Raw genomic sequence first — 25,580 nt, forward strand, 5'->3', positions numbered from 1 at the left:
ATAAGCTGTATTATCAATAATAAATATGTATAAGGCCTTTATATATCTATATAAAGGCCTTATACATAGCTTGATATTTCACATTTTTTTAGTAACTATATTTATTTTGCTAACTGAACCGCATTTTAGCTTTAAAGTAATATAGTTATTAAATTATTGATATATAATGGCATATTATTATTTGGCATAAATATATTAGCTTCTATGGTTAACTTAAGCGTAAAAATAACAACCTATTTTTGGCCATCTAATGTATTATGTTCTTTAGAAATTATGTGTATGCGGAGATATTCTTTTGATTAATGTATTCCTTGTCGATGATCACGAATTAGTCCGTACTGGGATTCGCCGAATTCTTGAAGATGTACGTGGTATTAAAGTCGTGGGTGAAGTTTCATGCGGAGAGGATGCCGTTCAGTTTTGTCGAGAAAATCAGCCAGATGTGATCTTGATGGATATGAACATGCCAGGTATTGGCGGATTAGAAGCGACTCGCAAAATTTTACGGAACAATGCTGATATTAAAATTATCGTATTAACGATACACACGGAAGAACCATTTCCAAGCAAAGTAATGCAAGCAGGCGGTGCAGGCTATTTAACTAAAAGTGCAGCACCTGACGAAGTGTTAAGTGCAATCCGTAAAGTACATAGTGGGCAGCGTTATATTGCGCCTGAAATTGCACAACAGATGGCATTAAGTCAATTTTCGTCTGCAGATGAGAACCCTTTCCAAAGTCTGTCAGAGCGTGAATTACAAATCATGATGATGATCACGAAAGGGCAGAGAGTGGTCGATATTGCCGAACAATTACACCTTAACTCTAAGACGGTTAATGCTTATCGCTATCGCCTATTCAGTAAGCTTAATATTAATGGTGACGTAGAACTGACTCACCTTGCGATAAGACACGGTATCTTAGATGCAGATACACTATAATTAAGCATGACCTTACTTAATTTCAATTGAGAAAGATGCCTTCGGGCGTCTTTTATTTTATGCCTTCAAAAGAACAATTCAATTATCAAGATTTCTTGAAAACAGTTTCACACCAACCCGGTGTTTACCGTATGTATGACCATAAAGATGTGGTTATTTATGTCGGTAAAGCGAAAGATCTACATAAACGCCTAAGCAGTTACTTTCGAAAAACCGTCGATCGTGAAAAAACGCGTGTATTAGTCACCCATATTACGAGTATTGATGTAACAGTGACGCATTCTGAAACCGAAGCGTTAGTGCTTGAGCATACGTATATTAAACGCTATCAGCCACGTTATAATGTTTCATTACGTGATGATAAGTCTTACCCTTACATTTTGATAACCGATCATAAGCATCCGCAATTAACGTCTATTCGTAATAAAAATAAGCGTAAAGGGCAATATTTTGGTCCCTATCCAAGTGGCAGCGCTGTACGAGAAAGTTTGCATTTAATGCAAAAGCTATTTCCTGTGCGTCAGTGTGAAGATAGCTATTATCAAAATCGTTCACGTCCGTGCTTACAGTTCCAACTTAAGCGGTGTTTAGGCCCTTGTGTCAAAATGGATAATCCTGAGGAATATCAACAACAGGTTGAACTTGCTGCGCTATTTTTGAAGGGTAAAAATACTGACGTAATTAATGAATTAGTAATTAAGATGGAGAAAGCCAGCCAAGAGTTAGCATTTGAAGAGGCTGCACGCTATCGCGATCAAATACAAGCATTAAGAACGATTCAAGAGCAGCAGTATGTGACATCTGATTTAGGTGAGATGGACGTTATCGGATTTGCCTTTAAAAATGGTATCGCCTGTGTACATTTGTTATTCGTACGCTCGGGTAAGGTGTTTGGCAGTCGTAGTTATTTCCCTAAAGTGCCTGCAAATACAGAAATGAGTGAAGTGATTCAGGCGTTTTTATTACAGTACTACTTGAATAAAGAGACTGAACAGGCGATTCCTAAGGAAATATTGTTAACGGAATTTGCGGAAGATAATGACTTGATTGAATCAAGTTTAAGTCAACTTGCGGGTCGTAAAATAAAGCTAACTAGCCCTAAACGAGGGGACAAGTCTAAGTTTTTAAGGTTGGCGCTTACTAACGCTGAAACGGCATTAACAACGAAGCTAGCAACGAAAAGCACGGTACTTAATCGTTTTAAAGAATTAGAAAAAGTATTAAACTTTGATGGCAAAATCCAACGTATGGAATGTTTTGACATTAGTCATACTGGCGGCGAACAGACGGTTGCTTCATGCGTTGTATTTAATCGAGATGGACCCAATAAAGCAGATTATCGACACTTTAATATCACTGGGATCACGGGCGGGGATGATTATGCCGCGATGGCCCAAGTATTGGATCGCCGCTTTAAGAAGGTTACAGAAATCGACAAAATACCTGATATTCTATTTATCGATGGTGGTAAAGGGCAAATGACACAGGCGGAGCAAGTGCTAACTCAATACGCTGATAATTTTACTGTTAAACGGCCCGAAATCATTGGTATTGCTAAAGGTGTGACGCGTAAAGCAGGTTTAGAGACGCTAATCTTGTCGGGTGCGTTGGACAATGTACCTGATATAGAGTTCTACTTACCCAGTGATTCAGCAGCTTTGCATCTTGTTCAACATATTCGTGATGAATCTCATCGTTTTGCGATTACTGGCCATCGCGCTCGTCGTAATAAAGTTAAACGTACCAGCTCTTTAGAAAATATTGCTGGTGTTGGACCGAAGCGCCGCCAAGTATTACTTAAATTTATGGGGGGGTTACAGCAGTTACGTAGTGCGAGTAGGGAGGAAATAGCAAAAGTACCAGGTATAAGTATTGATTTAGCAGAAAAAATTTATGATTCATTGCATCAATAAGCAAGATATAGGACTATAGGGATGTTTCAATTTCAAAAGCATGAGAATAATGAAAAACATACCAAATATTTTAACTTTGTTTCGCGTGATTTTAATTCCTTTTTTTGTTCTCGCGTTTTATTTACCAATTGAAAATTCGTTTTATATTGCTGCATGGATCTTTTTTGTTGCAGGTGCAACTGACTACCTTGATGGTTATTTAGCTCGACGTTGGGATGTATCAAGTAAGCTGGGTGCTTTCCTTGATCCTGTCGCAGATAAAATAATGGTTATCACTGCATTGGTGATGGTTGCGGGTGATCACGACCGTATCGCGGCGAGTGTCGGCGAACACAGTGCATTGTGGATAATGATCCCAACACTTATCATGATTGGCCGAGAGTTGGCTATTTCTGGCTTACGTGAATGGATGGCGGACTTGGGCAAACGTGCTAATGTTGCTGTCGGTAATGCAGGTAAATGGAAAACAAGCTTTCAAATGATGGCGCTAGGCGGTTTTGTTTGGCAACAAGGCCCTTGGATGGTTTACCTTGCTTATATCGTGTTTTATGCCGCAATGGTGTTAACGGTTGTTTCTATGGTGCAGTACTTTTCTGCAGCATGGGGTGAGTTAACAAGCGAAGATTAGACGTAACTGCTACGGGCCAGGTAGACTATTTTTTGGTTATCCCGTTATTCCGGTGATATTTAACCCCTTTTAGTTAAAAAACAGACTGTTTAGGTTGAAACGTAAGCGTTTTGATCGCGGAAGATAAAAGGGTGTTGACTCTATCTTTTAGGTCTGTAGAATGCGTCAGCACATAGGGTCTACAGCGGTTTATATAAAGCAGCTTAGATGAAATGTTAAAGAAATTGCCCGAGTGGTGAAATCGGTAGACACAAGGGATTTAAAATCCCTCGCTTAATAGGCGTGCCAGTTCAATTCTGGCCTCGGGCACCAATTTCTTTTTGTTAGGTATAACATTAAACATATAATTTGGCGGGTTGGCAGAGTGGCTATGCAGCGGATTGCAAATCCGTGGACCTCGATTCGACTTCGGGACCCGCCTCCATGATTTAGCTTGTAAATAGCAAGTTTATTGGTTCTGCACTGGAACGGATAAACTATAAAAATTCAGTGCCCGAGTGGTGAAATCGGTAGACACAAGGGATTTAAAATCCCTCGCTTAATAGGCGTGCCGGTTCAATTCCGGCCTCGGGCACCAATTAATACTAATACTAGAAATAGTATATCTCGCTAAGATGTAAAATTAGCACCCTGTATTAGCAACGAAAGTTGTGATGGCAGGATATGGCGGGTTGGCAGAGTGGCTATGCAGCGGATTGCAAATCCGTGGACCTCGATTCGACTTCGGGACCCGCCTCCATGATTTAGCTCGTAAGAGCAAGTTTATTGGTTCAGCACTGTGAACGAATAAACTATAAATGTTTAGCAATAAACAACAGAATTCAGTGCCCGAGTGGTGAAATCGGTAGACACAAGGGATTTAAAATCCCTCGCTTAATAGGCGTGCCAGTTCAATTCTGGCCTCGGGCACCAATTAATACTAATACTAGAAATAGTATATCTCGCTAAGATGTAAAATTAGCACTCTGTGTTAACAATTAATTTGTCATCGCAGTATATGGCGGGTTGGCAGAGTGGCTATGCAGCGGATTGCAAATCCGTGGACCTCGATTCGACTTCGGGACCCGCCTCCATGATTTAGCTCGTAAGAGCAAGTTTATTGGTTCAGCACTGTGAACGAATAAACTATAAATGTTTAGCAATAAACAACAGAATTCAGTGCCCGAGTGGTGAAATCGGTAGACACAAGGGATTTAAAATCCCTCGCTTAATAGGCGTGCCAGTTCAATTCTGGCCTCGGGCACCAACATTTTATAAAAAAACCAGCTTATAGCTGGTTTTTTTATGTCTAAAATTTACCTTGTATAAAACTGGCTATTTATTTTTCGGATTATCTGAATTCATCAAAGCCGACTTTATCGGATAACATCTTATATTGTAAATAGTATCTCTGACAGTCGATTTTACAGCTGTGGCTAAAAGAAAGATGATTGATATTGTTCCTGAACTCTGGTTTATTTCAAGCTTACCTTCATTTACCGTCTATTATCGTTTATATGAAACTATGAAATATTTTATGGTTATTTAAGTTGCCGTTTAGTCAACTTGGGTGGTAAAAGTGAAAGCCAAAAGATATAAAGGTAGTACGGGTTTTACATTAATAGAATTGATCGTTGCCGTGATCATATTGGCTGCTTTAGCCGCGGTAGCGTTACCTAGCTTCATGCGCGTTCACCGCGATGGGAAGATAGTTACATTATCTAGTATTGCTGCGCAATTGGAAGAGCAAAGTCAGATAGCGCATCTTAAGGCGCTGGTTGATAATATTCCAGCCGCAGGTGAGTGTACTTTTGGTTGTGATGGGCATAATAATTGGAGTGTCACTAAGGGATATTATTATATTTTCATGGCCGATGGCTCAAAGCTGTTTATCCGCGATAGCTATCCATTTTATCAAGGTGAAGAAGATACTCATTTTAAACCTGCAATGGGCTTAAGTGATAGTCAGTTTGTTTTTGTTGAAGGAACCACGTTGAAAATTATTCCTAGGAGTTGGGAAAATGAACGTTCTGAGATAACAAATCATAATTTTAAATGTTATGTCGAATATGAAAACGCGGCTGAAACACGTAAGAATATAATAACAGTGCACAGTGCCGATTGTTAAATCGTTGTGATAATAAGCATATTGGATTTATTTTCAACCATATGATATCTATGCAAAGGTTTTCATTGACTCATATTTAGAATACGGTAAAGTAAGCGCATATCCGGTTAGGCAGCAGCTTAACAGTTTATCACTCAGCCCGAGTGGTGAAATCGGTAGACACAAGGGATTTAAAATCCCTCGCTTAATAGGCGTGCCGGTTCAATTCCGGCCTCGGGCACCAAATTTAGAAAAAGGCTTACCTTAACGGTAAGCCTTTTTTGCTTTCTGGCATTTAAAATAATCCTTGTATCTTTAAACTCGAGTGATTATGATATCTAATTATCCTTTATGGTTATTTATCTTCTATGCTACTTCGGTTGATGCGCTATTTTACTCTGTTGTTTGTTATGGTTATGGGCTTTAATTCTCAGGCTGACACATACACAGAATTAGCGATATCATCAAAACCGTTATTAGCACCAGCCTCTTTACTTGTAAATGCAAATGAAGCGGGTATTGCTTACCAAGATCTCGCTGAATCAGAACAACCTTCTGTATCATTACCAATTCATGCTTATGAATTTGCTTTAACGGAAACCTCTCGTTATACCAGTGCTGGTCGATTACTGTTAAATAATCCTGAACCGGACTATCAGATAGAGATTGAATTATCTATTCCACCATCGCCGTCTTTTGTGATTGGCTATGCGGTTAATATTAATTTTTATCAACATTGGTTGACTCAGATATCGTGTTCTAAGTCTCGACTATCGGGCTGGAAAGACAGTAATCTTTTATATTCCCACCGTCAGTATCCTGCTGTTATTACATTTGTTTAGACAAAAATGTAAGTATTAATCACACTGCTTTTTTGTTGCCTTTATTATCTGCTTATATTCCCTAAAGAGTTCTATAAATAGCGCCGTATATGGTATTGCAAATAGTGCAAACGTACTGTAAATAGCGTTTTTAATGGTCCTATTGTCAGCGAGTTATAAGCGAGTTAATCACCTATATGCCACCGCTTTATTTTTATAAACGGTACTTATATAACGCACTATTTATATACAGAAAACAGTATATAAATGGTCTTTATGTAAAGCTTGGCATTGATGGACTGCTATCAAATGACAAAAATAACAAATTCAAAAGTTCAACGTAAACGACTTAACCATTATGCAGGTTGGAAGTATGTGGTTTTAATCTGTACTGTCTTAATTATGCTATTAAGTGCGATCCCTACTATATATGGTGAAGATCCGGCACTGCAAATTAACCATAAACAAGACCAACAACCCGCTCTTCACGTACTTAAGCAGACACTAGAAGGAAGTAATATTGCGGTAAAACGTATCGATCAAGACATGGATAAAACCACGATAGTGTTAACAGACTTAAGCACTCAAACACGTGCTAAGGCGATACTCGAAGCCACATTGCCAGCAGATGATGATATTACTTTAGCACTCGTTTCTGCTGCGCCGTCTTGGTTACAGAGTATGGGGTTGAAGCCAATCAAATTAGGTTTAGATCTACGTGGTGGTGTGCAGTTCTTGCTAGATGTTGATATGGAACCGGTATTCAATATCAGAGCACAGCAATTGGTAGATAACCTACGCACTGATTTTCGTGAGGAAGGGTTTCGAGGTGTTCGAATTAGCATTAATCATAATAATAGTTTGCAACTGAACTTGCCCACCGATGAAGCAAAAGTCACATTGTTGAAATTAATGCACAACAACTATCCGCAATGGAAAGTAACTCAGAGTTCGGGGTTATTGGTAGAGGTGGGTATTGCGCAAACTGAAAAGACCGACATCATTAACCTGACAGTGCAGCAAAACTTGCAAACTATGCGTAGTCGTATCGCAGAGTTAGGTATTACTGAAGCGATGGTTCAGCGCCAAGGTGAGCATCGTATCCGTATTGAATTACCCGGTGTGCAAGATCCTGCGACGGCAAAAAATGTGATAGGTGCAACCGCGAGCCTAGCATTCCACGAACTTGAAACCGTGCGCAGTGGCAGCATGCTGGTTAACAATAACGATGGTATTCCAATCCGCATTGCGCGTGATGCTATTTTGGGTGGTGAACATATTATTGATGCTCGAGCCAGTGTTGGTGAAATAGGGGCTGCAGAAGTTAATATTACGTTAGATAACGCGGGTGGTAAAAAAATGTCGAGTTTTACCAAGCATAATATTGGTAAGCCGATGGCAACGCTTTACAGTGAGTACAGTCGTAACGCGGATGGTTCCACTAAAAAGACCAGCAACATTATTAGTGTTGCTACTATTCAAGCCCAGCTAGGCAGTCAATTTAGAATCACGGGTGCTGGCAATATGGCTGATGCACAAGAGCTTGCATTGTTGCTACGTGCAGGGTCGTTAACTGCACCTGTGACTATTGTTGAAGAAAGAACGATAGGTCCTTCACTGGGGGCCGATAATATTCAAAATGGCTTCTCAGCATTAGCGCTCGGGCTGGGTTTAACCTTGGTATTTATGGCGCTGTGGTATCGTCGTCTAGGCTGGGTTGCAAATATCGCGCTCATTGCCAATATTATTATTTTATTTGGTTTATTAGCTTTGATCCCTGGTGCTGTATTAACGCTACCGGGTATTGCAGGGTTAGTGCTTACTGTTGGTATGGCCGTCGATACAAATGTACTGGTGTTTGAGCGTATTCGAGATAAATTACGAGAAGGACGTAGTTTTGCACAAGCCATTGACTGTGGTTTTGATAGTGCATTTGCTACGATTCTTGATGCCAATATAACCACCTTAATTATTGCGGTTGTACTGTATTCGGTTGGCAGGGGACCCGTGCAAGGATTCGCTTTAACGCTGGGCTTAGGTATCTTAACCAGTATGTTTACAGGCATCTTGGTATCACGTGCATTAATTAATAAATTATGGGGTCGTGATACTCGTCATGACTTGAAGGTATAATGATGATGACTATCAATATAAACAATAGTAACAAAAACAATAGTAATAACTACAGTCAATTACGTTATATCAGCAGTGCTGTATCAGTGGTTTTTATGCTTGTTGCGATAGCATTTCTTAGTATTAATGGACTGAATTGGGGAGTTGACTTCACTGGTGGTGTTATTACTGAAGTGCAGATGGATCCAACGATTACAATGAGTGAGATCTCGCCTTTATTACAATCGGCATTGAACCAAAATGTTAATGTTATTGAAGGGGGGGAGATGGGTCGATGGATCTTACGCTACGCGGAACCTGCGACTGGCATGGGTATTCCGGATATCACAGAGGTACTCGCGCCATTATCAACAAATATTCAAGTACTAAACACCAGTATTGTCGGATCTCAAGTTGGACAAGAGTTAGCGGAACAAGGTGGCCTAGCGATCTTAGTCTCGATGTTGTGTATCATGGCGTATTTAAGTTATCGCTTTGAATGGCGTTTAGCGTCGGGTGCATTATTTGCCTTGCTGCACGATGTATTATTTGTACTTGGGGTGTTTGCTGCATTACAACTCGAGTTTAACTTGACGGTATTTGCGGCGATATTGGCGATTATCGGTTATTCATTAAATGATTCTATTATTATTGGGGATCGTATCCGCGAGTTACTTATTCTTAAGCCTAATTTAGCAATTGCTGATGTGAATAATGATGCTATTGGGGCAACTCTATCGCGCACAATGGTAACATCTGGAACAACCTTAATGACGGTCTCGGCATTGTGGTTACTTGGGGGCGAACCTTTGAATGGATTCTCTGTTGCGATGTTCATTGGTTTAATTGTCGGTACATGGTCATCGATTGCTGTTTCGACTACGTTACCTGAATTCTGGGGGTTAAATGCCCGACATTATCAGGTCGTTGAGTTGAAAAAGGGGGCTTACGAAGACTAATACATTTATTATTGTAGGTAATTTGAGCGCGTGGGTTTGTTAATCCTGCGCGTTTATCTATGATAAACAGATCAATATGTAGATAATGTGATATAGCACAGACTATTTTTACTCTAACTTCTAATTAACCCCTACCGTTGTTTCATCTTGATTTAGGAATGTGTACTATAGCTATGTCAATAAATTGGCGTCGGTTAGTTTTTGACACTATTTAACAGTCGGTTAACTGTGGTTTATTTAAGTTTGAGTAAAGTTTAGCGTAGGCAGTAATATGGATACTACTAAGTCAGTTTTTGTAATTGATGAAAATATTGAACGGAGACAAAATTTAGAAACGATATTGTCCTTTCTTGGAGAAGGGTGGCAGAGTTATGACTCTCACATCGACATTAGTGCAAAGATCGATCTTGCTGCAAATAGTGTTATCGTGTCTTCAGATAGGTATTCAGAAAAGGAACTATTTGCGTTACTTGATGCTAACCCAATGAATCCATTTTTGACGTTTGGTACACAGGAAACAGCATCAAAGCAAGGTAATTTAATCGGTCATATCGAACATCCTTTTTCCTATCACCAGCTGACACTTTTACTCGGGCGTTGTCAATCTTATCGCCAATGTGTTACGAGTAAGTTAGGTCAATCAACCTCGGCCTCAAAAGCATTAATTAAACAGTTAGTAGGGCGTGGTGATGCGATTCAAAGTGTTCGCCATTTGATTACTCAAGTTGCGACTAAGGGTGCTAATGTTTTAGTTCTCGGTGAATCAGGTACGGGTAAAGAAGTTATTGCCCGTTCAATCCATGATGCATCATCACGTAATCACGGCCCATTTGTTCCTGTTAACTGTGGTGCGATCCCGGCTGAATTATTAGAAAGTGAATTATTTGGTCATGAAAAAGGTGCGTTTACGGGCGCGTTTTCAGCACGTAAAGGACGCTTTGAACTCGCAAGTGGTGGTACTTTATTCCTTGATGAAATCGGTGATATGCCGCAGCCAATGCAAGTGAAATTATTACGTGTTTTACAAGAGCGAGTTTTTGAACGCGTGGGTGGCAGTAAAGCAATTAAAGCTGATGTAAGGGTTATTGCTGCAACACACCGTAATTTAGAGAAAATGATCCTTGATGGCGAATTTCGTGAAGATCTTTATTACCGTCTGAATGTATTCCCAATTGAAAGCCCTGCATTGCGTGAGCGCCCTGATGATATACCATTACTGATCCAAGAGTTATTACGCCGACACGAAGCAGAGCATGATGCGACAATCTTATTTACGCAACGGGCAATGGAATCGTTAATGCAACATTCATGGCCGGGTAATGTACGTGAATTATCGAATTTGATCGAACGTTTACTGATCATGACGGCTGGTAATATTGTGGATATTGGTGAGTTACCTGCTAAATACCGTTATAACGATGATGGTGAAAGTCAGAGCATTAGTTCAGAGTTACCGAGTGAATTAGCTGAGCGTGATGCAATATCTGCAATGTTTAATGATGATATTTTTGCCGATATAGAAGAAGAATCACAAGAAGATGGTTTCTTCTCGATGCCAAATAGTTTGCCTGAACGCGGCGTTAATCTGAAAGAGATGCTGGCCGAATTCGAAATAGACATGATTAAACAAGCCCTTGATCAACAAGCGCACGTTGTCGCCCGAGCTGCAGATCAACTTGGCATGCGTAGAACGACATTGGTTGAAAAAATGCGTAAGTATGGATTACAGAAAGAAGCCTAAATAAATGTAACCAAGTATAGATTTACTTATCCTTGATAAAACAAACGAGAAAGCTCAACGTGATGTTGGGCTTTTTTCTTTATATATACAATGGTTTACGCCCCTTTAATTATTGGCACACTAAATGCATCGTTAGGTGCGAGTCAATTTTTTAGCGGAGTGCTACCATGGTACAAGAATCTTATCCCGGCGAATTAGCAGAACTACGAGCACACAAAAATCGTAGTGAAAAGTTAGTAGAAGCATTGCCGTCAGGGTTGGTTATTCTTGATGGCAACGGTATGGTCATTGAAGTCAATAAAGTTGCTGTGCAATTACTTGGTGAACCATTGATCGATTCACGTTGGATGGATGTCATTCAACGTGCGTTTACCCCTAAAGAAGATGACGGACATGAAATTTCATTAAAGAATGGCTGTAAAGTTCAACTTTCGATCACGACACTTGGCACGCAGCCTGGTCAGTTAATAATGTTGACAGACTTAACGTATACACGTCATTTACAAGAGCGTGTCAGTCATATGAAACAGTTGTCGTCATTGGGGCGAATGGTAGCGTCATTAGCACACCAGATCCGCACGCCATTATCAGCGGCATTATTATATGGATCTAATCTAGCCAACCCGAATCTCCCGCCAGCATCAAAGAAACGTTTTCAAAGTAAACTTATTGAACGGCTTAATGATTTGGAAAACCAAGTTAATGACATGCTGCTATTTGCACGTACCGGCAAAGATTTAGTGGTTGAAGAGATTTCACTGCAGAACTTATTAATTCAAGTGCAAGCGGGCAGCGAAGCTATGATGTTGCAGACTGGTAGCAACATGCAAGTGACACTACCCGAACCCGATTTATTAATTCTAGCTAATCGTAATGCACTTTCTAGTGCGATTGGCAATTTGATACAAAATGCATTACACGCTTGTGGTCAAGGGGCTAACCTCGCTATTTCTGCAGTCCGCTCCGGTGATGACAAAGTCGCAATTGTGGTATCTGATGATGGTCCCGGGATCTCGACGCTCATGCAAGCAAAAATCTTAGAACCTTTCTTTACCACCAAATCACAGGGCACGGGTCTTGGCCTTGCTGTTGTACAAAGTGTGGTGAAAGCGCACCATGGCAGTTTAGAGTTGAACTCAACTGTCGGTGAAGGAAGTCGTTTTAGTATAATCGTACCGCTACATCGCGTAGCAGAACCTCAACCAATGGTAATAGGTGGATAATAGTATGTCCCATTCTCAAATTCTTGTAGTTGAAGATGATTTAGGTCTTCGTGAAGCCTTAGTTGATACCTTATTAATGGCTGGTTATGAGTGCGATGAAGTTGATAGCGGTGAAAGTGCACTGATTGCATTAGGTAAAAAAACCTATGATATGGTCGTGAGTGATATTCAAATGGGTGGCATGACGGGATTAACTTTACTGCATAATATTAAACAAAAACACCCCGATTTACCGGTATTGTTAATGACGGCTTATGCCAAAGTAGATGATGCGGTAACGGCAATGCGTAATGGTGCAGTTGACTACATTGGTAAACCTTTCTCTCCAGAAGTATTGATTAATCAGGTTGGTCGTTATGTACCACCACAAAAAATAGCTAAGCGCACACCTTGTTACGGTGATGAGAAAACAGAGCAACTATTAAGTTTGGCGCGTAAAGTGGCTAAATCAGATGCAACGGTCATGGTGACAGGTCCAAGTGGAACGGGTAAAGAAGTGCTATCACGTTATATTCATGATAATTCACTGCGTTATGACGGTCCATTTGTGGCTATTAACTGTGCGGCTATCCCAGATAATATGTTAGAAGCAACACTGTTTGGTTATGAAAAAGGCGCATTTACTGGCGCGATACAAGCATGCCCAGGAAAATTTGAGCAAGCACAAAACGGTACCATTTTACTGGATGAGATCTCGGAAATGGACTTATCGTTGCAAGTTAAATTATTACGGGTATTGCAAGAGCGTGAAGTTGAGCGCTTAGGTAGCCGTAAAACCATTAAACTTAATATACGAGTCATTGCTACCAGTAACCGTAATATGAAACAAGCTGTCTCGAATGGTGATTTCAGAGAAGATTTATATTATCGCTTAAATGTATTCCCATTAGCTTGGCTACCGTTAACTGAGCGTAAAGGTGATATTTTACCGATTGCGGAACATTTATTAAAATTACACTGCAAACAAAATAATATTCCAACGTTAGAATTACTTAACTGCGCGAAGGCGAAGTTACAGATTTATCATTGGCCGGGTAATGTACGTGAATTGGACAACGTGATCCAACGCGCTATGATTTTAGCGGTTGATGGGAAAATAAAAGATGCAGATCTTATTTTAGAAGATTTTACTGCCGCAGATTTTCAAGTCATAGCGCCGATTGCTCAAGTGCCACAGCTACATATTAAATCGGAAATCCCTGTGCGCAGTATTAATCAACCCAACGAGCCTTTAGGTAACGAATTACGTCAACAAGAGTATCAAATTATTTTGGAAACCTTGATTGGCTGTAATGGCGTGCGTAAAAACGTTTCAGAAAAATTGGGTATCAGTCCACGTACATTGCGCTATAAATTAGCGAAAATGCGAGAGCAAGGCATCGAAATCCCTGCATAACTATTTATAAAAACAATCGTTATAAAAAGGCCGTAATCAATTGAAGTTACGGTCTTTTTTTTGTTGGCATGTTAATTGCTCCTCTCAAGGTAGGTCAAAAATATGACAACGAGGATAATCAATGAATATCGCAGCCAATAATCTCTACTCCGAAATGCAAAGCATGTCGTTACAGGCGACTAAATTTGAAGCAGATCCTACCGCGGTAAAAGCGCCAACCACAACATCTGCCAATTTTGGTGATATGTTGCAGCAAGCAATGGATAGTGTTAACGGATTACAGCAAAATACTGGTGATTTACGCACCCGTTTCGATCAAGGTGATCGCAGTGTGTCCCTAAGTGATGTTATGATAGCATCGCAAAAATCGGGGATAGCATTCGATGCTACGGTACAGGTTCGTAACAAATTGATCGAATCTTATAAAGAAATAATGAGTATGCCTGTTTAATCTCGGGTAAAGGAGTAACTCTGTGGCTGACATAGCTTCAAATACAGGTATCGTAAGTAATGACGATATGGGTAATGATTTAGCGCAACTAGATGAAAATGAGCAAAAAAGCTCAGCATTTGGTTTTTTCACTAATGCCGATATCTTACGTCAAATCATCCTAATCTTAGCATTAGCGATCTCGCTAACCTTAGTGGTATTTATTTTACTCTGGGGCAAAGAGCCTGAAATGCGTCCTTTAGGTACGTATCAAACGGTTGAACTCATTGAAACCCTCGAATTTTTAGACCAACAGAAAATAGAATATAAAATTAATGGTGATACGATCTCTGTTCCTGCTGAGCAGTATCAAGACATTAAATTACGATTACGTCGCTCAGGACTCGTCACTGCAGAATTAGAAGGTGACGATATTTTGATGAAAGATATGGGCTTTGGTGTCAGCCAGCGTGTCGAACGAGAACGTTTAAAATTGGGTCGTGAACGTCAAATATCACGGGCATTAACAGAATTTAAACATGTATCAAAGGCACAAGTATTATTAGCCATCCCAAAAGAAAATGTGTTTGCTAAGCGCGACAAGAAGCCCAGTGCAACAGTTGTATTAACGGTACGTAACAGCAACGCAATCTCGCAAGAAAATATTGATGCTATGGTGCAATTGGTTGCTTCTGCTGTTCAAGGCTTAGAACCCACCCGCGTAACCTTGACTGATCAAAATGGCCGCTTGCTGAACTCGGGCAGTCAAGACATGATGGCTGCAAAAGGTCGACGTGAATTTGAAATTGTACAAAATCATGAACGTGAGTACCGAGATAAAATAGATTCTATACTTATCCCTATCTTAGGTGTCAGTAATTATACCGCTGAAGTTGATGTATCAATGGACTTTAGTGTGACAGAGCAAACACAAAAACGTTTTAATCCCGATTTACCTGCAATACGCAGTGAAATGTTATTAGAGCGTCAATCGATTGGTAATGATAGTCAAGGTATTCCGGGGGCATTAACCAATCAACCTCCACTAGACGCGGATATACCTGAAGAGGCAGCTGGAGAGAATGCCGCAGCTCGTCCTATTGGTCAATCTCAAAAAGAATCAACGCGAAATTATGAACTTGATACAACAATCAGTCACACTAAATCACAAACCGGTGTTATTCGGCGCTTAAGTGTGTCTGTTGCGATAGATTACATCAATAGTACAGGAGCCGATGGAACACTGGTGAGGGAACCTCGTAGTCAAGCCGAACTCGCCAATATCCGTCGTGTTTTACAAGGTGGCGTGGGCTTTAATGTTAACCGAGGTGATGCTCTTGAGGTGGTTGCTATCCCATTTAATCGCCCTGAATTGGCTGCGATGGCTGAACTTCCAATTTGGGAAGAAGAATGGTTCTGGCGTGCCGTACGTATTGCTGCTAGCTTAATCGTCATTGTGATATTAATCATGGCGATTATTCGTCCTATGATTAAACGCTTAATTAACAACGAACCGGAAGAAAAAGTAGAAGATTTAGATTTAGGTATCAGTGCGATTGAAAATGACGAAGATATGCAATTGCTTACTGCCGATACCGATGTGGATACGGACTTTGCAATGCGCAGAGGTCATTTACAATTACCGAACTTACACAAAGACGAAGATTTGTTAGAAGCGGTTCGTGCACTGGTTGCTAACGAACCTGACTTAACTGCATTAGTAATTAAAGAATGGATGATAGAAGATGCCTGATTCTAATAAACAAGTAGCGACAACGCCAAAGTTCGATGCAACAACCTTAACTGGTATTGAGCGTTCTGCGATCTTAATGTTGAGTTTAAATGAACAAGATGCTGCCATTATTTTCCGCCAGTTAGAGCCGAAACAAGTGCAGCGCTTGGGTATGGCAATGGCATCCATGAAAGATTTTTCTCAGGTGAAAGTAGCGGGTGTGCACCGTGCGTTTATTGATGACATTCAAAAGTTCACTAATATTGGTGTGGGCAGCGAAGACTTCGTTCGAAATGCATTAACAGCCGCGCTGGGTGCTGACAAAGCCGGTAATCTGGTTGATCAAATTATTATGGGTAGTGGCGCTAAAGGTCTCGATTCATTGAAATGGATGGATGCACGTCAGGTAGCTAGTATCATTCATAATGAGCATCCGCAGATCCAAACTATTGTATTATCTTATTTAGAACCTGAACAGTCAGCTGAAATTTTATCGCAATTCCAAGATAAGGTGCGTATTGATTTAATGATGCGTATTGCTAATCTAGAAGAAGTACAGCCCGCAGCTCTGCATGAATTAAACGAGATCATGGAGAAACAGTTTGCTGGTCAATCTGGCGCTCAAGCCGCGAAGATGGGTGGTCTGAAAGCAGCCGCAAATATTATGAATTACCTCGATACCAATATCGAAGGCCAATTAATGGATGCTATTCGTGAGTCTGATGAAGAGATTAGTCAGCAGATCCAAGACCTTATGTTTGTGTTTGAAAATCTGATTGATGTTGATGATCGTGGTATTCAAGCACTACTGCGTGAAGTAGCACAAGAACAATTACAAAAAGCACTTAAAGGTGCCGACGATCAGCTTAAAGATAAGATCTTTAAGAATATGTCGAAACGCCAAGTTGAAATTCTGGAAGATGATCTGGAAGCTATGGGACCAATTCGTGTTAGCGAAGTGGAGTCTGCGCAGAAAGAGATCTTATCAATCGCGCGTCGCTTAGCGGATAGTGGTGAAATTATGTTAGGCGGAGGTGGTGGCGATGATTTCTTATAATTGCATGATTATTAATGGTAAAGTGGAATGACAGAGTCTTTAAAATCAACGTTTTCACCACTTGATAGTAGTGACCATCAAATTGAGGATTGGTATTTACCGGATTTTGAACAGACTCAAGCTGCCGCATTAAATACCAATGCGCTTGGTATGAAATCTGATTGGTATGAAGGTAAGCTTGTTACAGGTGAACAGGTTGAAGACGTTGAACCTCAGCCTATGACGGCAGAAGAACTTGATGCAATACGCCAAGCTGCATATGACGACGGTTACAATGAAGGTAAAGAATTGGGTTATCAAGATGGACTCACGAGCGGTACAGCTGACGGTCTTAGCAAAGGTGAAACCGACGGTTTGGCGCAAGGTCTAGCGCAAGGCTTAGCTGATGGCCAGCAACAAATTGTTGATAAGGCTTTGGCTTGGGAACAATTGCAAACGCAAATGCATACACCTCTTGCCGCGGTAAATAGTGAAGTTGAAAACGAATTAATTCGCGTAGCAACAGGTTTAGCAGAAGAATTAATTAAGACCGAAGTTACGTTTAATCACGATATATTACTGCAGACATTAAAGCTCGCGTTGGATGCTTTACCTGTGCTTGAACAAAAAATTACCATAACATTACATCCTGATGATTTAGCGGTGATCAATGAATACTATTCTGTTGAAGAGTGCGTAAAGCGTGATTGGGTATTAATTTCAGAACCGATGATGAAACAAGGTGACTTGGTTATTAATAACGACGTATCTTCGGTTGAATTGTTAATGGAACAACGTATAAAACAGATGATGCGTCAGTTCCTTATTACCAATAAACCGGGTGCATAATGACGGAATTACTGACTCGATTACAACAATTGAAAACTGACTCTCTGGCGAATAAGCCAACCGTTGCAGGTAAGCTTACTCGCGTGGTTGGTTTAACACTGGAAGCGATTGGTTGCCGGGCTGCGATTGGCAGTTTGTGCTCTGTTGAAACTGACAATGGCCTGATGGATGCTGAGGTTGTCGGCTTTGATGGCGATAAATTATTTTTAATGCCCAGTGAGCAAGTGATAGGTATTATTCCTGGCGCAAAAGTGACACCACTAAATGAGACGCAAGGTATTCCAGTTGGTATGGAACTACTTGGGCGTGTATTAGATGGTGTTGGTAAGCCGATTGACGGTAAAGGCGAGATCATTACCGGACAAACTACGTCTTTTACTGCCAAGCGTATTAATCCGCTGGCGCGTAAAAAAATCTCACGACCACTTGATGTGGGTGTTAAAGCCATCAATGCGATGCTTACCGTTGGTCAAGGTCAGCGTATGGGGCTTTTCGCTGGTTCCGGTGTGGGTAAGAGTGTGCTGTTAGGTATGATGACTCGCGGTTCAACTGCGGATGTTGTAATCGTTGGCTTGATCGGTGAGCGTGGCCGAGAAGTAAAAGAATTTATTGAAGAGATCCTCGGTGAAGAAGGGCTTGCACGCTCTGTTGTCGTTGCTGCTCCAGCAGATGCCTCGCCGTTGATGCGTCTAAAAGGTTGTGAAACTTCATTGGCGTTAGCGGAATACTTCCGTGATCAAGGGTTGAACGTATTACTGTTAATGGATTCATTGACTCGTTTTGCGCAAGCACAGCGTGAAATTGCTTTAGCGGTCGGTGAGCCACCGGCAACGAAAGGTTATCCACCGTCAGTATTTGCAAAATTGCCACAGCTGGTAGAGCGTGCCGGTAACGGTAGTGACGAGCAAGGTTCGATTACCGCATTTTTTACCGTATTAACAGAAGGTGATGATTTACAAGACCCTATTGCAGATGCGTCACGCGCCATTCTTGATGGGCATATCGTATTGTCTCGAGAGTTAACAGATGCGGGGCACTATCCTGCGATTGATATTGAAAAATCTATTAGCCGTGTTATGCCGATGGTGACGACTGATTTTCATCAAGCTGCCGCTCGCGGATTCAAGCAAGCTTACTCGCTATATCAACAGAACAAAGACTTGGTTTCGATTGGCGCTTATAACCAAGGTGCGGATGCAAAAATTGATCGCGCTATTCGCTTAAAACCAGCAATGGACCAATTTTTACAGCAAGGTATGAAAGAAGTTATTCCTTTCTCACAATGTGAAGAAATGCTTGCTGCTATCGCGCCGCATCTCGGCGTGGCAACCTTATAATGAAACAGTGTCAATATAATGTCTAATACAGCGCTACAACGGGTCTATCAGCAACTTGAAGAGCAAGAAAAACACGCCGCGAGAGCTTATGCGCTGATCCAACAAGATGCTGAGCGTTACCATAGTCAAATGCAGCAATTAAGTGATTACCGTAAACAATATTTACAGCAATTCACTGAACGTGGGGAAGAAGGTATCTCAGGTAGTAGTTATGCGCATTATCATAACTTTATGAAAAAACTAGAATTAGCTGAATTTGAGCAGAAACAAGCACTCGATAATATCCAACAGACAGTTAAGAGCAAGCACTCGGATTGGATGGAAATTCGTAAGAAGCGTGATGCGCTGGGTTTATTATTAGATAAACGCAAAGCCGCTGCACAGCTTGTCGAACAGCGACGCGAGCAAAAAGATCTTGATGAATTTTCTAACTTCCAATACTTCAAGCGTAAGAATAACCGATAATACGATTAATCTGGCGTGAATTTTGCATTGTTTCGCTATAACTTCTATTGATGATATTTAGGCTTGAACGATGACTTTCTCTCTACATAAATCAACAGCGATGACTGATATACAGGCGACGAATAATAAATCGCAAGCGCTTAATGTCAAAGGCGATACAGCTGACGATATGGCGAGTGATGGAGAGTTGAATACGCCTGAAAGTAGCTTTTCTAAACTATTTTCTCTCTTTAGTAGCAATAATCAAACCGATGTTATCGTTGGACAAACAGCCATTGATAGCGCTGAGAATATAACGGCAGGTAGTGCGGTAGATAGTGCGGTAGATAGTGCGGTAGATAGTTCTGTACCGAATGCTGAACCAGGTACTGTTGCGAGTCTTGATGATGGCCTTGTCGCTGGGCTGATAGATAACGCTGATGAAGCTGAAGCAATCGTTGGCGATGACTTAAATGTAATAAGCCAAGATGACAGCTTGCTGAAAAATGAAAGTAGTGATGACTTTTTGGCGCGTCTTGATCAATCATCTATGCTGTTACAAAGTAATACTGCGAGTGACGCTGGGACATATGTTCAAGGTAAACCTAACGGTAATATATTGCCTTTACAGGCAAAGGAGGCGAATATTGCCTCACCAGGTCCCGTGAGTATAACTGACTTATCCACGCCCGATAGTCGCGTGGCAGGTACGCTCGATGTTAGTAATAATGAACTGAAACCAGTATTGCAAACGAGCGAGCTATCTATAGAGCCAACAGATTCAACAGATTCAACAGATTCAATAGGTTCAACAGGTTCAACAGATTCAATAATCTCAACAGATACTATCACAGCGTCAACGTTAGTCGGTACGTCGACAGTCGCAGGCCTTACTGACAATAACCCTCGATTTACGAAAGGCAATTTATTCGCTACGGGTGATTTAGTTAATGGTGATGGGACACTTGACCGTGAACTCTTAGGTGGCGCTGGAAAAGCAAACTTAGCCACGGGTGTTAGCGAAATAGAGTTGGCGAAAAATACACCTTTTGGTCAAGCTAGTGGCATAGCCGCAGGGATCAGCAGTGCAGTAACAGAGAGTAATAGTTCAGCACTAGAACAGCTGGATATGACATCATCTGAACCTATTGAGCAATTAGATTTTGCGCAAATTATGGAATCAGCACGTAAGCAAGAGCCGTTAGACCAAACCACACGTACCTTGGTAAAGACGCCGATATTAACGGACGCTGAACAACAAGTATTAGAGAAACGGGTTAATCTTAATAACAATCTCGCGACTTCGGAATTAAATGAAAAAATCGCTATTATGGCAGGTAAAGAATTACAAACAGCGACAATCCGCTTAGACCCAGCAGAATTAGGCAGTATGAATGTTAAATTGGTTGTGCAAAACGATCAAATAAATGTGACAATTCAAGCGCAGAATAACCAAAGCCGTGATTTACTTGAACAACAAATGCCGCGATTACGAGAAATGTTACAGCAACAGGGCATGACATTAGGTGAGACGCAAGTGCAAGCAGACAGTGGGCAGCAGCAATCTGCATTTCAACAGTCAAGACAAGAACATGGACAAAAAAATAGCAATAACGAAGCGAATTATACGATAGATTCACAGACTGAAGTCCCTGTTACTACTCAGTATTGGCAAGACTCGGCTAAAGGGGTAGACTTTTACGCCTAAACAGTTTGATTAGCATTTATTTAGCGTAATATAAAATTCGATTTAAGGACGATAATGGCTGACGACAACGATTTGAAAATAGACGATAAAAGTAAAGGTAATAAAAAAATCATTATTATTGCGGTGATTTTAATATTAATGCTTGTAGGGGCTGGCGCGGCGTTTTTCTTTTTAAGTGGTGATGATAGAGCCCCCTCCGATAACGTAGAATCTATGACTGAAAGTGTTGATAGAAGTGTAACTGAAACGGCATATTATGTTGCCATGCCACGTCCTTTTGTTTTTAATATTATAGGATTAAAGCGCGAACGCTTAGTGCAGATTAAAGTTCAATTAATGGTACGCGGTAGTGACAATCAAGAATTAGCTAAAACCAATGTTCCTTTAATTGAAAGTACCTTGTTGCAAGTTTTTAGCGCAACAACAGAGCAGCAGCTCGCTACATATGAAGGCAAAGAATTATTGCGTTCAGATTCATTGGCGAGTGTGAATGAAATTTTGATTAAATATACTGGGAAAGGGGTTGTTGAAAAGATCCTGTTTTCTGGTTTTGTAATGCAGTAGGTTATGTGTGAGTGATTTATTAAGCCAAGACGAGATTGACGCGCTATTACACGGTGTTGATGATGTTGAAGAAGATGAATTTGACACCGTAGAAGAGAGTGGCAATATTGTCGATTTTGACTTTTCATCGCAAGACCGTATTGTGCGTGGACGAATGCCTACGTTGGAGTTGGTTAATGAACGTTTCGCACGGCACATGCGGATCAGCCTATTTAATATGATGCGTCGTACTGCCGAAGTGTCCATTAATGGCGTACAGATGCTGAAGTTCGGTGAGTATGTTCACACATTATTCGTACCAACCAGTTTAAACATGGTCCGTTTTCGTCCATTAAAAGGAACGGCGTTAGTCACCATGGAAGCACGGTTAGTGTTTATTTTGGTTGAAAACTTTTTTGGTGGTGATGGTCGTTATCATGCCAAAATTGAAGGTCGTGAATTTACCCCAACCGAACGCCGTATTATTCAAATGCTATTAAAGATTGTTTTTGAAGATTATCACGAGGCATGGGCACCGGTCATGGATGCGGAATTTGAATATCTTGATTCTGAAGTCAACCCGGCAATGGCAAATATTGTAAGCCCAACCGAAGTGGTGGTGGTGAGTTCATTCCATATCGAGCTTGATGGCGGTGGCGGTGATTTCCATATTACCATGCCGTATTCTATGCTCGAACCGATTCGTGAGTTGCTCGATGCAGGTGTGCAAAGTGATAAAGAGGATACTGATGAACGTTGGAGCTCGGCATTACAAGAAGAAATTTTAGATGTTCCGGTAGAGTTAAGTACAAGATTGCTTGAAACTGAGCTTTCATTAAGGCAGATAATGGAATTGAAAGCGGGGGATGTCATCCCGGTTGATATGCCAGAGGACCTTACCGTTTTTATTGAGGATTTACCGAGTTATAAAGCCAAACTTGGCCGAAATAGAGATAACGTTGCGGTTAAGATTAGTAAAAAGTTAAAAGTAAGTAATTTAACTAAATCAGAGATTGACCACGTTGCATTACGTGGTGGGTTATTGAATTTAGGTGATAAAAATGACGATAAATAAGGTATTTAAATGAGTACAGATCAAGATCAGATGGCGAATGATTGGGCTGCAGCGATGGCTGAACAAAGTACTGTTGAGGCCGCTGAATTAGAAGACTTTAACAATGATGAGGTTCCATTCTCGGCGGAACAACAACAAAAGCTAGATAGTATTCTTGATATTCCGGTTGTGATTTCAATGGAAGTTGGTCGTAGTAAAATTAGTATTCGTAATTTATTACAGTTAAACCAAGGCTCTGTTGTTGAACTCGATCGCATTGCGGGTGAACCGCTCGATGTCATGGTTAACGGTACATTGATTGCCCACGGTGAAGTCGTTGTCGTCAATGATAAATTTGGTATTCGTTTAACTGACGTTATCAGTCAAACCGAACGAATTAAAAAGCTTAAATAATATGAACGATATCGATATGCTGCAATGGCTATTATCATTGTTTGTGGTTATTGCGGTTATCGTAATGCTCGCTTTCTTGGCTAAAAAGGCGCGTGTATTTGGCAGTAATCATCAACAGCTAAACGTTGTCGCAACATTACCATTAGGGCCTAAAGAACGTATCATGGTCGTACAAGTGGGTACAGAACAAGTACTACTCGGCGTGACAGGGCAACAAATCAATCTGCTTAAAGAACTTGAACAACCACTGGAAAATAGCCAACCAGAACTCAACCCATTTGCTACTAAATTAGCCCAGATGATGAAACAGCATAATGAAAAATAAGTTTACGGTATTACTGTCGTTGTTCCTGCTCTTCTTCACGTCTGTAGCATGGGCTGATAACTCCGTGATGTCGGCGGTGAAAGTGATCACAAACAGTGATGGCTCACAGGAATATTCGGTGTCATTACAAATTTTAGCCATGATGACGGCGCTGAGTTTTATACCAGCTGCGCTTATCATGATGACCTCTTTTACCCGCATCATCATTGTACTGTCTATTTTACGCCAAGCATTAGGGTTACAACAAAGCCCCTCTAATCAGGTATTAGTCGGTATCACTTTATTCCTGTCCTTTTTCATTATGACGCCAGTATTTGAGCGTATTAATGACAATGCGCTACAGCCTTATTTGAGCGAAGAACTGACCTCGATGCAAGCTTTTGAACAGGCTAAGCTACCAATGCAACAATTCATGTTGGCACAAACCCGGGTGACCGATATTGATACCTTCATGCGGATAGCGAAAGTTGAAGCTAATTCTCCAGAAGAAGTCCCTTTCCGCGTATTGATCCCCGCATTTGTTACCAGCGAATTAAAAACAGCCTTTCAAATTGGATTTATGGTGTTCATTCCATTTTTGATTATTGACTTGGTAGTGGCGAGTATTTTGATGGCGATGGGTATGATGATGTTATCTCCGATGATTATTTCATTACCTTTTAAGCTTATGCTGTTCGTGTTAGTCGATGGTTGGAGCTTAATTATGGGCACGCTTGCGGCTAGTTTTGGTTTATGACGAGGCTCTTTATATACAAGACCTTATACAAGTTCATCAATCGGCTTATCAGCCTGTTAGTAAGCAATAGGGAGCATCATGGCACCTGAAGTCTTTGTAGATATATTTCGGCAAGCATTATGGACAGTATTACTGCTGGTATGTGCGGTTGTTGTTCCTGGGTTATTAGTCGGTTTAGTAGTATCAGTCTTTCAGGCCGCGACCTCAATTAATGAACAAACATTAAGTTTCTTACCACGTTTAATCGCGACCCTGTTGGCACTCATTTATGGTGCGCATTGGGGCTTTGCTCGTTTGATGGAATTTTTTACCAACATGATGCTCCAAGTCCCACAAGTTGTAGGTTAATTAGTGGAGATTCTATCGGCTGATATTATGACGTTTATGGCCAGTTATATTTGGCCGTTTGCACGCCTCTCAGGCATGGTTATGGTCATGATAGTCAGTGGTGCGAAAACAACGCCACCCATGATCCGGTTATTTTACTGTCTTGCGCTTACCGTGATGGTCGCGCCTGTATTACCACCTATGCCTAATGTCGAACTGTTCTCTTTGGGCAGTTTTATGATTATCCTGCAACAGAGTTTGATTGGTATTGCGATTGGCTTTGTCACCGTCATGCTGATTCAGACATTTGTTATTGCGGGGCAAATTATTGCGATGCAAACCAGTTTAGGTTTCGCTGCGATGGCCGATCCTGCATCAGGTCAAACTTCACCTGTTATTGGTCAAATCTATATTTTATTAGGCACTCTGGTTTATCTATCTGTGAATGGTCATTTGTTTATGATCGAAACAGTCGTTAAATCTTTTGAGACACTTCCCGTGTCCGCGTCTGGTCTAATGGCAGTTCAGTACTATGAAATAGCGGGCTGGATGTCGGTAATGATTGCTGCTGCATTGAGTATGTCATTGTCTGCGGTTGTTGCTATGCTCGTGATTAACTTTTCATTTGGTGTGATGACCAAAGCTGCACCGCAACTAAACGTATTTAGCTTAGGTTTCGCGGTTGGTATGGTCGCAGGCTTATTTATTATTTACTTATCATTAAAAAGTTTTATGTTTCATTTTAATGCCCAATGGCAGAGAGCGGGTGAATTGATTTGTTCGCTGCTCAATAATGCTTGTGCGTATTAACGCCGCTCACCACATT

General features: G+C 40.9%; 24 protein-coding genes and 8 tRNA genes. All 32 read left to right on the forward strand.

Annotated features, from left to right (window positions below):
- Nucleotides 1-295 precede the first annotated feature (295 nt).
- The 32 genes from uvrY to fliR all read left to right on the forward strand — a co-directional run bounded on the left by uvrY (nt 296) and on the right by fliR (nt 25,564).
- A complete protein-coding gene (uvrY, locus tag HWV02_RS05135; protein WP_067040185.1) occupies nt 296-940 on the forward strand; it encodes a UvrY/SirA/GacA family response regulator transcription factor in 645 nt (214 codons plus the stop codon).
- Between the two features lie 35 nt (nt 941-975).
- Nucleotides 976-2,853 (forward strand): excinuclease ABC subunit UvrC, encoded by a 1,878-nt coding sequence (uvrC, locus tag HWV02_RS05140; RefSeq protein ID WP_211678802.1) that lies wholly within the window; start codon nt 976-978, stop codon nt 2,851-2,853.
- A 49-nt stretch (nt 2,854-2,902) separates the two neighbouring features.
- Nucleotides 2,903-3,481 (forward strand): CDP-diacylglycerol--glycerol-3-phosphate 3-phosphatidyltransferase, encoded by a 579-nt coding sequence (gene pgsA, locus HWV02_RS05145; protein WP_211678803.1) that lies wholly within the window; start codon nt 2,903-2,905, stop codon nt 3,479-3,481.
- A gap of 226 nt (nt 3,482-3,707) precedes the next feature.
- A tRNA-Leu gene (locus HWV02_RS05150) sits at nt 3,708-3,793 on the forward strand.
- Nucleotides 3,794-3,831: 38 nt separating this feature from the next.
- Nucleotides 3,832-3,905: transfer RNA gene (locus HWV02_RS05155), tRNA-Cys, on the forward strand.
- Between the two features lie 67 nt (nt 3,906-3,972).
- Nucleotides 3,973-4,058 (forward strand) — tRNA-Leu (locus tag HWV02_RS05160).
- 88 nt (nt 4,059-4,146) lie between these two features.
- Nucleotides 4,147-4,220, forward strand: a tRNA-Cys gene (locus tag HWV02_RS05165).
- 87 nt (nt 4,221-4,307) lie between these two features.
- Nucleotides 4,308-4,393, forward strand: a tRNA-Leu gene (locus tag HWV02_RS05170).
- An 87-nt stretch (nt 4,394-4,480) separates the two neighbouring features.
- Nucleotides 4,481-4,554 (forward strand) — tRNA-Cys (locus tag HWV02_RS05175).
- A gap of 87 nt (nt 4,555-4,641) precedes the next feature.
- Nucleotides 4,642-4,727: transfer RNA gene (locus HWV02_RS05180), tRNA-Leu, on the forward strand.
- A 312-nt stretch (nt 4,728-5,039) separates the two neighbouring features.
- Nucleotides 5,040-5,588, forward strand: a complete 549-nt coding sequence (locus tag HWV02_RS05185; RefSeq protein WP_211689862.1) for a prepilin-type N-terminal cleavage/methylation domain-containing protein — start codon at nt 5,040-5,042, stop codon at nt 5,586-5,588.
- A gap of 137 nt (nt 5,589-5,725) precedes the next feature.
- A tRNA-Leu gene (locus HWV02_RS05190) sits at nt 5,726-5,811 on the forward strand.
- 139 nt (nt 5,812-5,950) lie between these two features.
- Entirely contained in the window at nt 5,951-6,409 is a 459-nt protein-coding gene (locus HWV02_RS05195) for a hypothetical protein (protein ID WP_211680018.1), read from the forward strand.
- A 273-nt stretch (nt 6,410-6,682) separates the two neighbouring features.
- The gene (gene secD, locus HWV02_RS05200) at nt 6,683-8,521 is read left to right on the forward strand and encodes a protein translocase subunit SecD (protein ID WP_211689863.1); all 1,839 of its coding nucleotides are present in this window, start codon (nt 6,683-6,685) and stop codon (nt 8,519-8,521) included.
- Nucleotides 8,521-9,459 (forward strand): protein translocase subunit SecF, encoded by a 939-nt coding sequence (gene secF, locus HWV02_RS05205; RefSeq protein ID WP_211689864.1) that lies wholly within the window; start codon nt 8,521-8,523, stop codon nt 9,457-9,459. Before secD ends, secF begins: the two co-directional genes overlap by 1 nt.
- Before the next feature lie 271 nt (nt 9,460-9,730).
- The gene (locus HWV02_RS05210; RefSeq protein ID WP_211689865.1) at nt 9,731-11,200 is read left to right on the forward strand and encodes a sigma-54 dependent transcriptional regulator; all 1,470 of its coding nucleotides are present in this window, start codon (nt 9,731-9,733) and stop codon (nt 11,198-11,200) included.
- 167 nt (nt 11,201-11,367) lie between these two features.
- Nucleotides 11,368-12,423 (forward strand): PAS domain-containing sensor histidine kinase, encoded by a 1,056-nt coding sequence (locus HWV02_RS05215; protein WP_211678808.1) that lies wholly within the window; start codon nt 11,368-11,370, stop codon nt 12,421-12,423.
- A 4-nt stretch (nt 12,424-12,427) separates the two neighbouring features.
- On the forward strand, nt 12,428-13,819 hold the full coding sequence (locus tag HWV02_RS05220) for a sigma-54 dependent transcriptional regulator (RefSeq protein WP_211678809.1): 1,392 nt from the start codon (nt 12,428-12,430) through the stop codon (nt 13,817-13,819).
- Nucleotides 13,820-13,940: 121 nt separating this feature from the next.
- Nucleotides 13,941-14,270 carry a flagellar hook-basal body complex protein FliE gene (fliE, locus tag HWV02_RS05225; RefSeq protein WP_211678810.1) on the forward strand — a complete coding sequence of 110 codons (330 nt, stop codon included), beginning with the start codon at nt 13,941-13,943 and terminating at the stop codon, nt 14,268-14,270.
- A 22-nt stretch (nt 14,271-14,292) separates the two neighbouring features.
- Entirely contained in the window at nt 14,293-16,002 is a 1,710-nt protein-coding gene (gene fliF, locus HWV02_RS05230) for a flagellar basal-body MS-ring/collar protein FliF (RefSeq protein ID WP_211678811.1), read from the forward strand.
- Complete coding sequence (gene fliG / locus HWV02_RS05235) at nt 15,995-17,038, forward strand: flagellar motor switch protein FliG (protein WP_211678812.1); 1,044 nt, start codon at nt 15,995-15,997, stop codon at nt 17,036-17,038. The genes fliF and fliG overlap by 8 nt, the downstream gene beginning before the upstream one ends.
- A gap of 27 nt (nt 17,039-17,065) precedes the next feature.
- Complete coding sequence (locus HWV02_RS05240; RefSeq protein WP_211678813.1) at nt 17,066-17,866, forward strand: flagellar assembly protein FliH; 801 nt, start codon at nt 17,066-17,068, stop codon at nt 17,864-17,866.
- A complete protein-coding gene (fliI, locus tag HWV02_RS05245; RefSeq protein WP_211678814.1) occupies nt 17,866-19,203 on the forward strand; it encodes a flagellar protein export ATPase FliI in 1,338 nt (445 codons plus the stop codon). The genes HWV02_RS05240 and fliI overlap by 1 nt, the downstream gene beginning before the upstream one ends.
- A gap of 18 nt (nt 19,204-19,221) precedes the next feature.
- The gene (gene fliJ / locus HWV02_RS05250; protein WP_211678815.1) at nt 19,222-19,668 is read left to right on the forward strand and encodes a flagellar export protein FliJ; all 447 of its coding nucleotides are present in this window, start codon (nt 19,222-19,224) and stop codon (nt 19,666-19,668) included.
- Between the two features lie 70 nt (nt 19,669-19,738).
- Nucleotides 19,739-21,355 carry a flagellar hook-length control protein FliK gene (locus tag HWV02_RS05255; RefSeq protein WP_211689866.1) on the forward strand — a complete coding sequence of 539 codons (1,617 nt, stop codon included), beginning with the start codon at nt 19,739-19,741 and terminating at the stop codon, nt 21,353-21,355.
- A gap of 54 nt (nt 21,356-21,409) precedes the next feature.
- The gene (gene fliL / locus HWV02_RS05260; protein WP_211689867.1) at nt 21,410-21,919 is read left to right on the forward strand and encodes a flagellar basal body-associated protein FliL; all 510 of its coding nucleotides are present in this window, start codon (nt 21,410-21,412) and stop codon (nt 21,917-21,919) included.
- Between the two features lie 7 nt (nt 21,920-21,926).
- On the forward strand, nt 21,927-22,973 hold the full coding sequence (gene fliM, locus HWV02_RS05265; protein ID WP_211689868.1) for a flagellar motor switch protein FliM: 1,047 nt from the start codon (nt 21,927-21,929) through the stop codon (nt 22,971-22,973).
- Between the two features lie 9 nt (nt 22,974-22,982).
- Complete coding sequence (fliN, locus tag HWV02_RS05270) at nt 22,983-23,366, forward strand: flagellar motor switch protein FliN (protein ID WP_211674413.1); 384 nt, start codon at nt 22,983-22,985, stop codon at nt 23,364-23,366.
- A gap of 1 nt (nt 23,367) precedes the next feature.
- On the forward strand, nt 23,368-23,691 hold the full coding sequence (gene fliO, locus HWV02_RS05275) for a flagellar biosynthetic protein FliO (protein WP_211678819.1): 324 nt from the start codon (nt 23,368-23,370) through the stop codon (nt 23,689-23,691).
- Entirely contained in the window at nt 23,681-24,427 is a 747-nt protein-coding gene (gene fliP / locus HWV02_RS05280; protein WP_211674415.1) for a flagellar type III secretion system pore protein FliP, read from the forward strand. The genes fliO and fliP overlap by 11 nt, the downstream gene beginning before the upstream one ends.
- Before the next feature lie 78 nt (nt 24,428-24,505).
- Nucleotides 24,506-24,775 (forward strand): flagellar biosynthesis protein FliQ, encoded by a 270-nt coding sequence (gene fliQ / locus HWV02_RS05285; RefSeq protein ID WP_075471620.1) that lies wholly within the window; start codon nt 24,506-24,508, stop codon nt 24,773-24,775.
- Between the two features lie 3 nt (nt 24,776-24,778).
- On the forward strand, nt 24,779-25,564 hold the full coding sequence (gene fliR / locus HWV02_RS05290; protein ID WP_211678820.1) for a flagellar biosynthetic protein FliR: 786 nt from the start codon (nt 24,779-24,781) through the stop codon (nt 25,562-25,564).
- Nucleotides 25,565-25,580 lie beyond the last annotated feature (16 nt).

This window comes from Moritella sp. 28 (genome assembly GCF_018219435.1).
Taxonomy (GTDB): domain Bacteria; phylum Pseudomonadota; class Gammaproteobacteria; order Enterobacterales; family Moritellaceae; genus Moritella.